Origin of the sequence: Alteromonas antoniana (genome assembly GCF_019249295.1) — a bacterium.
Lineage (GTDB): Bacteria > Pseudomonadota > Gammaproteobacteria > Enterobacterales > Alteromonadaceae > Alteromonas > Alteromonas antoniana.
Window position 1 is genome coordinate 21,930 of the sequence record NZ_JAESDH010000008.1, and the last position, 14,198, is coordinate 36,127.

The 14,198-nt window shown below is 48.3% G+C and carries 10 protein-coding genes and 1 other RNA gene; 2 read left to right on the forward strand and 9 right to left on the reverse strand.

The window, feature by feature from the left end:
- Position 1 precedes the first annotated feature (1 nt).
- The 3 genes from JKP77_RS08415 to JKP77_RS08425 form a co-directional block, all read right to left on the reverse strand.
- Positions 2–1,360, reverse strand: coding sequence for a MotA/TolQ/ExbB proton channel family protein (locus JKP77_RS08415; protein ID WP_218310743.1), 1,359 nt, complete (start codon positions 1,358–1,360; stop codon positions 2–4).
- Between the two features lie 6 nt (positions 1,361–1,366).
- A complete protein-coding gene (locus tag JKP77_RS08420; protein WP_218310744.1) occupies positions 1,367–2,128 on the reverse strand; it encodes a DUF3450 domain-containing protein in 762 nt (253 codons plus the stop codon).
- A 431-nt stretch (positions 2,129–2,559) separates the two neighbouring features.
- Positions 2,560–4,380 (reverse strand): tetratricopeptide repeat protein, encoded by a 1,821-nt coding sequence (locus JKP77_RS08425; protein ID WP_218310745.1) that lies wholly within the window; start codon positions 4,378–4,380, stop codon positions 2,560–2,562.
- Between the two features lie 97 nt (positions 4,381–4,477).
- Between JKP77_RS08425 and JKP77_RS08430 the strand changes: the two genes are divergently transcribed.
- Positions 4,478–6,040 (forward strand): tetratricopeptide repeat-containing sulfotransferase family protein, encoded by a 1,563-nt coding sequence (locus JKP77_RS08430; protein ID WP_218310746.1) that lies wholly within the window; start codon positions 4,478–4,480, stop codon positions 6,038–6,040.
- Here JKP77_RS08430 and JKP77_RS08435 read toward each other — a convergent pair.
- From JKP77_RS08435 to JKP77_RS08455, 5 genes are all read right to left on the reverse strand, one after another.
- Positions 6,037–7,188 (reverse strand): aspartyl/asparaginyl beta-hydroxylase domain-containing protein, encoded by a 1,152-nt coding sequence (locus tag JKP77_RS08435; RefSeq protein ID WP_218310747.1) that lies wholly within the window; start codon positions 7,186–7,188, stop codon positions 6,037–6,039. The two genes, JKP77_RS08430 and JKP77_RS08435, sit on opposite strands and share 4 nt — an antisense overlap.
- A gap of 45 nt (positions 7,189–7,233) precedes the next feature.
- Positions 7,234–8,247: a sulfotransferase family protein gene (locus tag JKP77_RS08440; protein WP_218310748.1), complete on the reverse strand. Its 1,014-nt coding sequence runs from the start codon at positions 8,245–8,247 to the stop codon at positions 7,234–7,236.
- Positions 8,237–9,154 carry a class I SAM-dependent methyltransferase gene (locus tag JKP77_RS08445; RefSeq protein WP_218310749.1) on the reverse strand — a complete coding sequence of 306 codons (918 nt, stop codon included), beginning with the start codon at positions 9,152–9,154 and terminating at the stop codon, positions 8,237–8,239. Before JKP77_RS08445 ends, JKP77_RS08440 begins: the two co-directional genes overlap by 11 nt.
- Positions 9,155–9,242: 88 nt before the next feature.
- The gene (locus JKP77_RS08450) at positions 9,243–11,882 is read right to left on the reverse strand and encodes a TonB-dependent receptor domain-containing protein (RefSeq protein WP_218310750.1); all 2,640 of its coding nucleotides are present in this window, start codon (positions 11,880–11,882) and stop codon (positions 9,243–9,245) included.
- Between the two features lie 638 nt (positions 11,883–12,520).
- Positions 12,521–13,621 (reverse strand): tryptophan 2,3-dioxygenase family protein, encoded by a 1,101-nt coding sequence (locus JKP77_RS08455; RefSeq protein WP_218310899.1) that lies wholly within the window; start codon positions 13,619–13,621, stop codon positions 12,521–12,523.
- A gap of 179 nt (positions 13,622–13,800) precedes the next feature.
- Here JKP77_RS08455 and JKP77_RS08460 point away from each other — a divergent pair, with 179 nt between their 5' ends.
- Positions 13,801–14,082, forward strand: coding sequence for a late competence development ComFB family protein (locus JKP77_RS08460; RefSeq protein WP_218310751.1), 282 nt, complete (start codon positions 13,801–13,803; stop codon positions 14,080–14,082).
- Between the two features lie 11 nt (positions 14,083–14,093).
- Here the strand turns inward: JKP77_RS08460 and ffs are convergent.
- An RNA gene (gene ffs / locus JKP77_RS08465) (signal recognition particle sRNA small type) lies at positions 14,094–14,190 on the reverse strand.
- Positions 14,191–14,198: the final 8 nt, after the last annotated feature.

Genomic DNA, 14,198 nt, shown 5'->3' on the forward strand with positions numbered 1-14,198 from the left:
ATTACGCTTTCTCCGCCTCTGTATGAGCCGCTACGATACCCGCAGTTTGCTCATCCAGAATGTGAACGATTGACTTGCTGCGAGACGCTACGATGCTGTGAGTCAGAATCAGAGGTAACGCGGCAATGATACCTTGTGCAGTTGTCACAAGAGCCATCGAGATACTACCTGCCATCATACGAGGGTCGCCCGTACCGAACAGTGTAATTGTCTGGAACGTTGCAATCATACCCAGTACCGTACCTAACAGACCCAGCAGAGGTGCAATCGCTGCGAAGATTTTGATTACGTTGATACCACTTTCAATTGAAGGCAGCTCACGCAGAATCGCTTCGTCCAGTTTAAGTTCCAGGTTCTCAGCATCCGCATTTTTGTTTTCCTGATACACTTTCAGGATACGGCCCAGAGGGTTACCTTCAGAAGGGTTACCTGGGTTTTTCAGCTGTGAACGGATTTTGCCGCCAGTGACAGTCAGCGTAACCAGCTTATAAAGACCGATTAGAAGACCAATTACCAGCATAACCGTGATGGTGTAACCTACGTAACCACCTGCGTGATAACGCTCAGACCATGTCGCCTTTTGCTTAAGCAGACCCAGAATCGCGCCTTGAGAAGGGTCAGCGTAGAAAGGAACCATGCCTGAAGTGGCGTCCAGCAGATCTTCTGCTGATGCTACCAGGTGACTATCTGGCTGACGACCCAGTGGCTGAACTACTTCGTTTTCAACGTCGTAAGTCAGGTAGCCATCTTGGCCAACCAGGTTGAACGTACCTACACGAACAACTTCTTGCTCTGATGTACCACCGTCAAGGTTTACCACTTGTGTGCTGAAGCGAACAACCTGGCCACCTTCAGTCATTTCTTTTTGCAGTGCAAACCACAGGTCTTCCAGTTCCTGAATGTTAGGAAGGCCTTTAGACTCTTCTGACATTTCTGCAAGGAAGTCATCACGACCTGGATACTGTGCACTTACCAGAGAAGTAGAAACACGTCCGTAAGCTTCAGAAGCTGCCTGACGTACTACACCGAACATCTCACCCAGCGTACCAGTCGCCTGGTCTAATTCTGCGGCTTTATCGTTCAACGTTACTTCGTTGTCAGAGAATTGCTGCTGCAGGCGATCGCCACGATCTTGTTCAGCTTGAAGGTCTGCTTGCGCTTTGCGAAGAAGCGCTTGCTTATCAGCGCGTGCTGATTGGAACTCAGCTTCACGCTGTTGGTTAATGCGCGCTTCAGAAACACGGTTCTTTTGAACCTGGTCTAGCAGCTCCTGCAGACTCTTTGCTTCCTGAGCCTGAGCGCCGGTTGCGACAACCGCCATCGTTGCAGCGGCTACAAGAGATTTGAATACAGTTTTCATTAACACTTACTCCGCTGCACTAATTGGTAGTTTGATTAGGTCGGCAGGTACGACGTTGTTCGCCATTTTAACTGCCTCAACAACTGATGACAGATACTCGTCACCAAGTTGCTCCCATGCGCGGGTCTCGTTGTTCCATACCCAGGCTGCACTCTGATCAAGAGACAGAGCCATCAGCGCCGTACGGCCAAGGTTAAAGAAGTCAACAGTTACTTCAGTACCGTTGTCATCAATCGTACCCTGATAAGAATTGATTTTTGTGCCGTACTCAACTTCAACCAGATACGCTTCAATTACCTGGCGGAATTGCTCAGAAACGGTAACGTTAGAGTTAGCCATGAGGTCACGAAGACGCTCAACACGCTCTAAACGCTCGTCCAGGTGAATAGGACGATCCAGCTTAATAAAGCTTTCCAGGCTGTCAATCATACGGAACATCAGTGGTACGATGCCCTGTTTAGTTTGCTCAATGCTGTCAATCTGACGCTGCAACGAGTCAATGCTTCGCTGCTGGTCAGCAACCAGGCTTGCAATGTAGTCGTTGTAAATTTTCAGGTTCTCAGTCTCATCGACTGTTTGACGGTATTCAACCAACAGCTCTTGAGACTGCTCAAACAACGTGTTGATTTTTTCTTGAGATTTCGCTGCAGCTGCGTGGATCTTAGCTTGCTCTTTGTGAAGATCGTCAAGCGTATCTGCAGAGACTGCGCTACCTGTCAGTGCGAATGCACCCATCACAGTAGAAGCAATAAGAGTTCTCTTGCTCATTTTGGACATAGTTCCCAACCAAATTTCTTATTTGAATCCTCGCCACTAAGGAAAAACTTTCCGGCAAGGGGCTTATAAACTTTCACAATTTTTGTTTCAGGAAGGTAGTAATTGTCGCGACTACGCCAACACTACGAACTCCTAATAGTCACATGGATTACTCGGAGTAGTCAAGTAACACCCTCTTAACACCCGGTCCGAGGAGCGCTTTTGCTCACCTTATGACCAACAGCAACCCAATTCACTGGGGTTCAGAGGACATTCCATGAGTAGGTCTCATTGAAAGTTGTCTGAAAACGACGAATTATTCACCAATTGTTGTAAAAAAATTACACAGTTAACGAATCCACCGATATATCCATCATGGATGAATCCGGTCATGGCGTCAACGCTGCTTAAAGTGATAGCAAGAAATCAGCAAAAAGCAATGTTCAGGGATGCGAGGCAGCGCGAAGGTCGAAAGCCACTGTCAATCTATGCCGACTGGCCTGAAAAGGCTCGGTGCCGTGCCACACGAAAGAAGGGAACAATGCAAGCTTTCCGGGCTCTGGTTTAATCCAGTGATCAGCGTCAATATTTCCCTGTACCGCGATCCCTGGTTTCCCCAGATGTAACCAGCCTGACTTGCTGGATTCGTTGATTGTGTCAGGCAAGTCTACGTAGAACGCGCTGCTGTACCAACCTTTAGGGTGTACATGTGAGATATGAAACCCCTGATCCTTTAGCCTCACTGACCAGCTCGCAGAGAAATCAATTTTGCGACCAGCTTGGGAAAGTGTGGGGTGAGAAGCATCATTGGGTAAGTCGCTTAACGACGCATTGGCGGTGTTGTGTAATGCTTCTCTTAACGACTGCAAAACAGGATCTGAATTATCCAGTAAATTTCCGGTGGTTTGTGTTCCCTGTCTCAGTGTTTGTTCAAGGGGCTGTCTTTGTGTTGTGTGCAATGCGACCAGAGCGGGCTTTAACGCATCCAAAAACGACGCAGTATTAGCGTAGCCCGATGGCGTAATCAAAGGAACTGCCTTAACTAACTTGTCGTAGTCACACAGCCAGTGATAACGCTCGTCATTTGTTAGCCGCCAGGCTGTTGCCTGCAATGCCCAGAAAATCTGATTTCGGGGGTCAGCATCAATAAGCTGGGTGATAAAAGGCTGCGCCGCACTCACCCGCCTATCAGCGATGAGGGCTTTCACCAGCCACTCTTTCAGGTTGTCGTTTTCTGGCGTGTGTTCACTTAATGCCTTAAACGTTTCTATGGCATTTGAATAGTCAGCCTGTTCATAGGCAAGTAGCGCAACACGTTGATATATCGTAGGGTTGTTGCCGTGCTGCCCGATCAGTTTCTGCAATACCGCTGCAACCTGATCATAGTTTCCAGCTTTGATGCTCTGATCGACGTAATCCAGTGCCACAGGCAGAGGTTGATGGGTAAGCGGCGTGTGTCGGTAGTCACTCAGATAGTCCTCCTCGCCCATTTCGTAGCGAAGGGATGACAAAAGTCTGAGCAATGTCCGGGATTGTGGAAAAGCTGTTAAGCCTTTTTTAACAACGCCGACAGCCTCATCAGCACGCTGTTTACCCAGTAAGAACATGGCAAGGTTCTCCCAGTCTCTGTCACTGACATGTGGGCGCGCCAAAGCATCTTTGTAAGCCTGTTCCGCCCTGTCGTCTTGCCCTGCTGAATTGTAGTAACCTGCAAGCGCCGTCAATACCGCTTTAGAATCCGGGAATTGTTCTCTGGCAGTCTGTAGCGTTGAAAGCTGTTGTTCGAATTCGTGTTTTAGCTCGTACGCCCGCGCTTTCAGTAACAACACGCGTTCAGAGTTCGCCTCTTCCGGACCTGTTTTATTTAACCAGCTTAGCGCCTCATCAGCCTCCCCTACTGCATCAGACAGCAGAAACGCAGCAAATTTTGTATACGCGTCGCTTCCGGGGGCCGCCGATACCGCTTTCTGGTGCCATTCTCTGGCTGTCGGGTAGTTTTTCAGGGCAGCCTGCAGGCGAGCTAATGAGGAGAATAAGTCATGCTGGGCAGGGTTTTCTGTCAGCGAACGCTTGAAATAGTCACATGCCAGCTTGTTTCGCTGCAATCTCTCATACGCTATCCCGGTGAGACGGAATAAGCGAAAGTCTTTCCAACCTGTGTTTTCAAGCGCGACGAAAATTTTCAACGCACCGGTAAAATCATTTCGCTGCATGAGCTGCACGGCCTGATTAAAATACTGCTGAATCTGCTGTGAATTACTCATGTTCTGGTTTCACTCCCTGATATTCATTGAGGTGCTGTTATTTGTGCAGTACAAAAGATACCATCTTACGCAAAACAACAAAAAGAGAAGTGTGAAAATGGATGATCGGTGTCAAAGGTTAATTGCAAAGGCAGACAACGCACTAGCCCAGAGCAACCTTACTTCAGCCATGCTGGCACTTAACAAAATTCGCCGGCAATTCCCTGACTCGCCGGAGCTGAAAATACGGGATGCACGCATCGCGCTGCTGCAAAATGAGATCCTGACTGGGACGTCGATTCTCACCCAGCTAAGTCAACACAGTGACCTCACTTCTGACACGCTCGATGCCCTGATAGCCGCCTTACAGCAATTTGAATTACACTTTTCCTTAAAACAGATCATTGCGCGTATTGCTGATGCCCAACCCGATAATCTCGCTGTACATATTCATCTTGGTCAGTTGCTGCTACAAACCGGGGAAGTAAAAGAAGCCATTAGTGTGCTGACCCGCTGCGCCACTATCGCGCCTGACGAGGCAGAAATTCAGCTTCAGCTTGGGCATGCCAACAAGGCACTTTCCGATACCAGGAACGCAGCCGAAGCCTATCACCGATATATAGAGCTTGAGCCGCAATTTGCCGGCACAGGCTATTGGTCTTTGGCCGATCTGAAAGCGTATCGGTTCAGCGATGAAGATATTCAGTCAATGGACGATGTGACGTTGTCGAGCGTATATCAGACTGCGCTTCTGACATTTGCGCGTCAGCGTGTGGCAGAACAACAAGGCTCAGAGGATGCGGTGGCGCTGCTTCAGCAGGCAAACCAGTTGATGTCCGGGTTACGCCCTTTCAATCAGGAAGGCTTTCTCCGGTTAGCCACAGACGTAAGAGCAGACATCCCTGCTTTACCAGAAAGTGAACAGACTCCTCAGCCTGTCTTTATTGTCGGCTTGCCACGTTCCGGCACCACGCTGACCGAGCAGATCCTGGCTGCACATTCGGAGGTGGCAACAACCGACGAATTGCCGTTCATGGAGAGGATCGCGATGTATCTGGCGAAAAAGGGCTTTTACCCGAAGACACTGCATGCACTTCCGGAGGATGAGAGGCAGCGATGTCGCGCATTTTATCTGCAGCAAGCAGGTCATTACCCGCTTGGTCAGGCTTCACGATTTATCGACAAGAATCCGAATAATTTTGTTCACATTGGTCTTATTCATACATTGTTCCCTGAGGCGAAGATCGTTTGTTTGTCACGCCCGGTAATGGACAATCTTGCGAGTTTATACCGTCAGATGTTCAGTAAAGGGAATGATTATGCCTTTCAGCCAGAACAGCTGACCTCGTACACCAATGCCTTTTATGATCTCATGCATTTCTGGCGCACCCGCTTACCCGGGGCAGTCAACATCGTCGACTATGAACAACTTGTAGGGGATACCAACGCCACTATCTCGCAGTTGCTCGATACGTGCGGCCTTACATTTGAGGCCCAGTGCCTTCGCTTTTATGACATGGATTCGCCGGTGCTGACTCCCAGCGCCAGTCAGGTCCGTCAGCCGGTGAACAATAAAAGCCTGGGAAGCGGCGAGCGCTACCGGAGCCTGTTTGCGGCTTGCGCAATCAGTCCCGAAGCACTGGAGAGTAAGCGTCAGGCTCTCCTGAAACAGTCCGGTTAAACCAACCTTCCATGACAATTCTTGTAACGCTTACCTGAACCGCAGGGACATGGCGCTGTGCGACTTGCCGGCGCTGTTATATCGCCAGACACTGACGTCTTTTGTTGACGCTTATCTGAAGACGTCGCGCGACCTGGTGCTTGCGGTGTATTTGGTGTTGTCGTGGCTGGTTGATGCCCTAAAAAGCTGTCCTTTACCTCAACATTCAACGCCGGATCGATCATACAGAACAAAAACATCCTCGGTGCCTGTGTTCCGTTTGCCAGTTTGAGCACACTGTCGAAGTGTTTCACGCTCTCGAAGGCGCGTTGTCTGAGGGCATGGTAGTGAGGCCATCCAGCCTCATTCAGACCATATTGCGACCACAATACCCGCCAGTCCTGGCAAAATCCTTTTACCGCATTAACAAATACGGCTTCCTCTTCTTTCGGGTTGTCACTGGCGTCTGCCAATTCAGAAAAGAGTTCCTGTGCCATCCCCTCCATTTCCCCCGGGCTCATTACCAGCGGGGTATTATACTGCTCAGTAAGTACAGTTGGGGCGGATGCTGTATCGTTATTGATAAACGTAAACTCATCGGTTGGCGTGCGCTGTGGCAGCCAGGGTACATTACCTCTTTCTGCCATCTCCCAGAAAGTTGAGGATCCACAAATATCAATCACCAGATGCACTCTGAAAATATCCGACGCATTGACGACCCGGTGATACTTCCAGGAATCGAATATCCATGCTTCTCCGGCGCGCATATTGACCGACTTGTCTCCACAATAAAATATAACATCCGGCGTTGTGGTTATCGGGATATGGATGCGCACGCGTTTATACCAGTGATAATTAATATCCGAATGAACAGGTACCTCTGCCCCCGGGTCCAATGCCATAAGCCTGGAGCGACCAATCACTTCACCAAAGCTGGCGATGACCTTTTTCAAATAGGGTGAGGCATTCAGCACGTCGGTTGCTGCCATTGGCCCTTTGAAATCGTTGTTATCTTCGCCGTTAACTGAGACGAGAGGAATTGAATAGTTTCCCTTAAAGCCTTCGTGATGTGGACGCCATAGCGCGCTGTCGATAGCCCCGACCTCTTGGGCCAGCAGTTGCGCATCAAACTCAAGTGGAAGTCGGATAAATTCGTGAGGTAGCTTCATGGGAAATCCTCTACAACAAAATTGAGGGTAAGAAGATAATAAACATCATGAAAGCTTACCATGGCATTGCTTGTAACGCTTTCCTGAACCACACGGACAAGGCGCATTGCGCTGAGGCGAGCCGGTTGAGGGCCGTTGATTCTCTGTTGCATGGCGTGTCTGACTGCGCATCGTCTCTGCAACACGATGCAGTTCTGGCTCGATGGCTATTGCCGACGCCTTATCGCGTTCAAGAAACACATTTATTTTCTCTGCAATGTCTTCAACGCCAGTGATAGCATTTTCCAGCGCCGGTGCATGGCGGTGCCACTTTGTCTCAGAGGGCGCACTCAATGTATATCTGGAAAGCGGAAGTTTACTGACGTCGATTGCAGATGACGAGACATCGATGAAATCGCAAATGCGATTTACTAACTGCCCCGGCGTGCGACATAAATCGTCATAATTGACGCTGAGGACCTGCGATTGCGGGAGGTTTTCGAATGCAGCAATCGCCTGTAAATTTGCCTGTTTCCACTGAAATGCCGCCGTTTCTGCTACTGCCCCACCTGACAGTTTTTGCCAGTCTGGTGGTAATAACAGCGACCAGGGCCCTTGCCACCCAGGCAGTTGAGGATAGGTCACAAATTTGCCCGAGTGCCAGGCGTCAATGATGCTGGAAATATTTGGCACTGGCTGGCGTACCAGATACACGAACAGCGCATCAGGATATAACGCGTGAAGAAACGGCACCCTAAGTGCGTTTTTCGGCGTTTTCTCAAGGAATCTTACGCCTTCGCGATCCCCCTGGTACGGTGAACCATCAGCATTTTTCGCCGACGCCAGAAAGCGTGACGTAAGCGTACATCGAATGTCGTCGGTAGCATCGTCTTTTCCGAGACTGTTCGAATGTAACCCGCGCGCTACGGTACTGAGCGCGGGAATATGTTCGATAACAGCATGACTTTCGCCCTGCAACGAAACCAGCTCAGGATGCTTTGCCAGCGTCTCATACAATAATGTACTACCAGAGCGAGGCGAGGCAATAATAAATACCGGGCGGGTAAAACTAGCTGCCACGCTTCACTCCGGTTATCAGATAACCCACACTCTTTGTGTCCTGCATAAACAGGCTGCTGGAAACGTTCTCGAATCCATTTGCGCTTAGTAATTCGAGTAAGGACGCTAACTCTGACTCGCTGAGTGATGTATCAATAAGGTCTCTAAGGCGTTCGAACTGCCCTTTCATTTCCGTCTCGAACACTTTCAGCATGTGCTTTTTGTCTCTAAACTGCACCGACGGATTCATAACCGCCTTAAGAAACGCCGGGAAACCGGTGCCGTGCAGCCCCTGAGCGTTGTGCTGAACACACTGCTGAATAGCACCATTGAGTTCATTCCGGCATTGTTCTGCCTGCGCAGACTGTGGACCAAATTTAGCCAGGGCGTTAATTAACTGACGCAGAACGAAAAGCAGGCCTCTGTCCTGTTGCATCGCAATGATGGCATCAAAAATCGCACTGTTAGGTTTGACGATGGAGCTCTCTCTGGCATGCATCAGCCACCGTATTTTGCCGCCTTCATCGAGCACCCGGGCCACTTCCGGCACCGACTCAGATAAATCACTGTATTCAATTCCAAATTGCGAAACCACAATATGTACACTGTCATCGTCAAACGGCAGCTTTTCAGCAGACGTCTGGGGACAAAACGTGATGTTGTCAGCATCCAGCTCGCTGCTTATTTTCAGCTTTGCGAAATCGACACCAAAGAAGTGTGGGGTTTTGCAATCTGCGGTGTTCACCGCAATATCAATCAGGGCACCATTACCTGTGCCAATATCTACCACATTTACCGATTCATTTTTCACCTGGGCAAAAAACTGCACCCACCCGGATAACACATCGCCAGTGTAATTTCTGGTTAAATCTTCGCCGAAGGAGGTCAGGTGGCCTTGTTGCCAATAGTCCGTCCAGTAATTACTCATCACTACTCTCTGTTTTTATGTAATAAAAAAGGCCGATAAAAATCGGCCTTTTCTTTATGACTTGTCTTACGACAACTCGTTCATGCTATTAGAAGCTTACCTGGTAAGCTACGCGGTAGTCACGACCGAAGTTGTTGTACAGGTCTTGGTCATCCCAAGTGCCCGCAGAAGACAGTACCGGATCTTCATCAGTCAGGTTGTTAACTGTGAAGGTTACCGCACCGTAGTTACCCATGTCGTAAGTATAAGTTACGTTGTGGATTAACCAGCTGTCCAGTTCGCCTTCTCGTTCGTCATAATAACCGTCGCCAGTTGTATCACGCTCGAACTCAGAGGTGCTGTCGGTGTAAGTCAGGTTCCAAGAGATAGAGTGATCTTCCAGAGACCAAGCCAGCGTTGCTACAGACTTGTACTCAGGAGTACCAGACCAACCAGCGATATCCTGTACTACGCCACCCACTTCTGTGTCATAAGTCATGATGTAGCTAAGAACGTTCTGGAAGCGGAAGTCACCGAATTCCGTTTCTACGTTAGCGTTAACAGTAAAGTCGAAGCCTTCGATTTCGAAACCAATACCGTTAAAGTAAGACGTACCTGCTTCGATCAGACGGCCACTAGATGCACGCTTCAGATAGAAAGTCTGACCTGATACATCTGCATCTGGAGCGACTGACTGAAGTAGACCTGCTTGCTCATCATAGATAAGGCTTTGCAGAGTCTTAGACTGAATCACGTTGTCGATAGACAGCATGAAGTAGTCAAGCTTAACGCTCAGGTTGTCGTTAAAGTCGTATGCAATACCTAAGTTGGTGTAATCAGACGTTTCTGCACCAAGGTCAGGGTTTGCAGAGTAATAGGTATCGTACTGAGCTTCAGTTGTAGAACCGTTAACAACGTCGATAGCGCCTTCCGCTGAGAACGTCGTCGCCGCGTTAAGCAGATCAAGACCTGGAGCACGGAAAGACTCAGAGTAAGATGCACGTAAAACCAGGTTTTCCATTGCTTCCCAGCGTACAGATGCTGCTGGAGAAACTTTGTCACCGAAGTCAGAGTAGTCATCGTAACGCGCTTTAATGTTCACTTCTACGGTATCAGTTACTGGCAGTACTGATTCGAAGAAGAACGCAGTTACATCACGCTCACCAGAAGATGAGTTACCAGCAGAACCACCAACCAGACCAGTTTCAGACTGACCGTCGTAGATGTCTTCGTAAGTTTGTTCGAAGTACTCTGCACCTACGTAGTGACCAGCAAGACCACCTGGCAGTTCGAACATGTCGAAACCAAGACCGGCAAAGTACTGGTTAAATGTAGAACCAGAGTTTTGCAACGTCGTTGTCTTCATATTAGCAACACCTTCGTCTGAACCCAGATCGATACCGTTTGCTTCGTTATACGCCAGACCGCCATAAGACAGGTAGTACTCACCTACAGACTTGTTATCAGCCATATTGTAGTGGTAGTAAACTTCCCAAGAAGCATTCTGCCAGTCAAGCGTACCACGCAGACCAGTAGTGTAATCCTGGTTGTAGTCGTCTACGTTACCGTCACGAGTACCGATACCAACCCAGCGCCAGTAACCTGTAGTTGCTTCGTCATAAGGGTTAGCAGGGTTGTCAGCAGCCATGTTGCTCCACGGAGCCGCAGGTGGTGCATAACGACCAAATGAAGAGTTTTGTACGAACATCGCCTGACCAAACCACTCAACTTCGTCAGCGATTTCATAGTTAGCATTTACATACAGTGTATTACGGTCGATAGACGCGGTGTTGTATGAAACGTTAGCAAACGCATACATACAGTACGTAGAACCTGGGCCCCAGTCTTCGTTTGCATCAACTTTTGCAAATACGTCGTTACCGTATTCAGCAATCAAGTCGTCACAGATTGGTGAAGCTTGCGCTTCAGAAAAGTCAGGTGACGCTACTGTTGCGCCATAAATAGACCAGCCCGGGGCATCAGCAGTATATGCTTCGATGTCGCCGTCGCCATCCAAATCACCCAGTTTCGCTTGAGTGTAAGAACGGTCTGCATCAGAAATACCTTTACGCTTTTGGTGGTCGAATGAGAACGTGATGTTACCTTTATCGTTAGACAAACCGCCCACGATAGAGAATTCTTGTGACGTTGTGCCTTCGTCCTGGTCACGCTGACCAGCACCAATGTTGAACGTCAGACCTTCAAAGTTGTCTTTCAGGATGATGTTTACAACACCAGCCATTGCGTCTGAACCATAAATTGAAGACGCACCTTCAGTCATGATGTCGATACGTTCAACGGCAGCCATTGGAATGGCGTTAAGGTTAGCAGAAGCACCACCCAGTGTTGGTGAACCTGGGAAACGACGACCGTTCAGAAGAACCAGTGTACGACGTGCGCCAGCACCACGCAGGTTAATTTGGGCTTGCGATTGTGCAGAAGAACCTGAACGCTCAGAGAAAGAACCGAAAGAGTTCAGTGAGCTTGAACGCAGTGCGTCCGCAACTGTGAAGTCACCTTCCAGTTTGATATCTGCTGCAGTGATTGAAACAACAGGTGAAGCACCTTCAAGGTCTGTACGCTTGATGCGTGAACCTGTTACCGAGATTTTCTCAATTGGTTGATCTGCAGAAGCGTCAACTTCAGCAGTTGCCTGTGCGAAAGCAGAAGGTGCGATCATGGCTGCAGACGCAGCACCAAAAGCACAAGCCAGCTTAACTGACTTTGCCAGTTTCGAGTTTGTAAACATGTATTGTCTCCCTGGACCACTAAAACTCTTAGTGTGTGTTTTTAAAATCGCTTGGAACGACTTATTATTTATAAGGTCTAAGCCTCAGGAATGATAATAACCACATACAACGACGAGGGTCAACTGTGATCGGACGAGCGGGTTTTAAAAGTTCAATTTTTTTTCAGTCATTTATCGTTTAGCTGTAAAAATTAACTTACACCTCCACCTTTATTAACGCTTGATTTACTTTCCCGGTAAAAATACGGTTACTTTTCATACTACTGCGAAACAAAAATACATTCCCTCACCACATCGTTTATTTCTGCCCTACTGCATTTTTTCCAATAATTCACTGTTGTTCACGTCGACAAAATACTCCGTCTAACTCTGTGCCAGCTATGTCTCAATCTTTCGCAGTGAAAAATACTGAATTGGGCTAGAGTGAGTGGAAAACAAATAAATGGACAGATTGTCAAAAAACGACTCCCCGTCAGATAAGCTGCAAACTGATTTCTGTTGGCTTTCTACGAAAATTTAGGGGGCCACGTTTGCATTAACGTGCACTCCCGCTTCTTTTGATTAATCCGTTTTGGTTACGCCGGGAAGGCAATTACAAATTGCCTTCCCGGAAATCAACATTTGTAAGCGCACTGTACTCAGGTTCTGTCTGCGCTCAGATAAAACCCCAGGTACCGGGATATTTCATCCGGCAGTGGCGGCAGCATATCTTTTGGAAGTAAGAATGTAGCCATATTAAAGAAATCCAGAAAGATACGATTAGATTCTGTGGTTTTCTTCAAATACTGATGTCCTGATGAGCCACCCGTTCCTATTTTTGTTCCCAGCATGCGCTGCACCATCATAGCGTGTCGGTAGCGCCAGATAGTGAGCTTTTCATCTATTTCCGTTAACGCGGTAATTACCTGAAACGGCAGGTTGAAGATGGGTTCCTCGGAGTATTGCTTGATAAACAGTGCCGACAGCATGGCGCGCTGATTGAGACGAAACTTGCCCTCTGACTGTAATTCCGAATATCTGGTTTCATTAAATAGCGCATCGAAATTTTCCCTGGTTGATTGCCAGTCTTTTAATTCCTGCTGCTTTTCCTTATCAGTCAGCGTGTCATTCGTTTCGATGATTTCTTTGTCATTCGACAGCAACTCATCTGTCGCACTTTGATAATGCAGCCAGAAGTCGAAGTCCTTCATTTTTAGCAACGGCAATCGCTCAAGCCAGCGCTCAATCAACTCAAACAGGCTGGGCTTGCTCTCCAGCGACTCCAGTAAACTTCTGTCTTCATCGCTAAGCCGGTTGTAAAAACTCTGTTTGTCGAAATCAATACGGTATTCGCGCTTCAGGCCAAGTGAGATTTCCAGACGCTTAAACTGAATGCTCTGAAAACCAGAGGCAGGCACCAGCAAGTCCCGAAAAGACAAAAACTGCTGGGGCGTCATTGTCTCCATCACGCTTATCTGATCATTCATTAACTGCTGAATTTGAATAATGCGGTTGAGGCGGTGCACCACGCTGATGAGCTGCTGGTCTTTCACCTCATCAGTATTAAAAGTATCGATGACCGCGTTAAGTTCATGCAACACCTGCTTAAACCATAACTCGTAAACCTGATGCACAATAATAAACAGCATTTCATCATGAGCGGGCTCACCGTATTTCGTGCTCTGAAGTGACTGGGCACCCAATAATTTGTCTAACTGCAGGTAATCGCCGTAGTAAACCGGCGTGGTGTTTCTTTTCATCATGTTCTCGCAGATTTGCATTGTTAGTGTTCAGTGCACTGTCCGTAGGAACGCGTCATGCCAATAGCAAGAGCAAGCACCGCTGTCACTGATTTTTGCCGAATCTTACCACCCTGCTCTCGACATCAACAGAGAACCAGCTATAAGGTATAGAGAACCACTGTAAAGGAATCTGAAAAATGAAGTTGGACGATGATATCCATAACTATTATGAACATCTTGTACTGGAGAGGATCACTGATCTCAAGCTGGATAAAACCAAGTCTGCGGATTACCTGGCTGACCTGTGTTGTCTTGCGTTAAACCAGGTGCCACCACGCTATATTCGTTATGAAGTGGACATGGCGTTTTACCTGCCGCAAAGTGAAAGACAGCAAATGGAAATGAACGTCGAACATGCGGTGACAAAGGCGATGAAGTTTCTCGACCAGGCAGCCGACAGAAAACCGAAAAAAGCGTAGATTGGGTGGCAGACTCCCAGCCACATCCCGGCACATGAGTCGTCTGCTGCGGCTGCTCCCTTCCAGGCCTGACCGGATTCACAGAGTATCATTGCGGGAGGACCAAGAGCCCACCA

Excerpts from the sequence above, each read along its gene's own strand:
- JKP77_RS08415 (WP_218310743.1), bottom strand. The coding sequence starts at position 1,360 with ATGAAAACTGTATTCAAATCTCTTGTAGCCGCTGCAACGATGGCGGTT.
- JKP77_RS08420 (WP_218310744.1), bottom strand. The coding sequence starts at position 2,128 with ATGAGCAAGAGAACTCTTATTGCTTCTACTGTGATGGGTGCATTCGCA.
- JKP77_RS08425 (WP_218310745.1), bottom strand. The coding sequence starts at position 4,380 with ATGAGTAATTCACAGCAGATTCAGCAGTATTTTAATCAGGCCGTGCAG.
- JKP77_RS08430 (WP_218310746.1), top strand. The coding sequence starts at position 4,478 with ATGGATGATCGGTGTCAAAGGTTAATTGCAAAGGCAGACAACGCACTA.
- JKP77_RS08435 (WP_218310747.1), bottom strand. The coding sequence starts at position 7,188 with ATGAAGCTACCTCACGAATTTATCCGACTTCCACTTGAGTTTGATGCG.
- JKP77_RS08445 (WP_218310749.1), bottom strand. The coding sequence starts at position 9,154 with ATGAGTAATTACTGGACGGACTATTGGCAACAAGGCCACCTGACCTCC.
- JKP77_RS08450 (WP_218310750.1), bottom strand. The coding sequence starts at position 11,882 with ATGTTTACAAACTCGAAACTGGCAAAGTCAGTTAAGCTGGCTTGTGCT.
- JKP77_RS08455 (WP_218310899.1), bottom strand. The coding sequence starts at position 13,621 with ATGAAAAGAAACACCACGCCGGTTTACTACGGCGATTACCTGCAGTTA.
- JKP77_RS08460 (WP_218310751.1), top strand. The coding sequence starts at position 13,801 with ATGAAGTTGGACGATGATATCCATAACTATTATGAACATCTTGTACTG.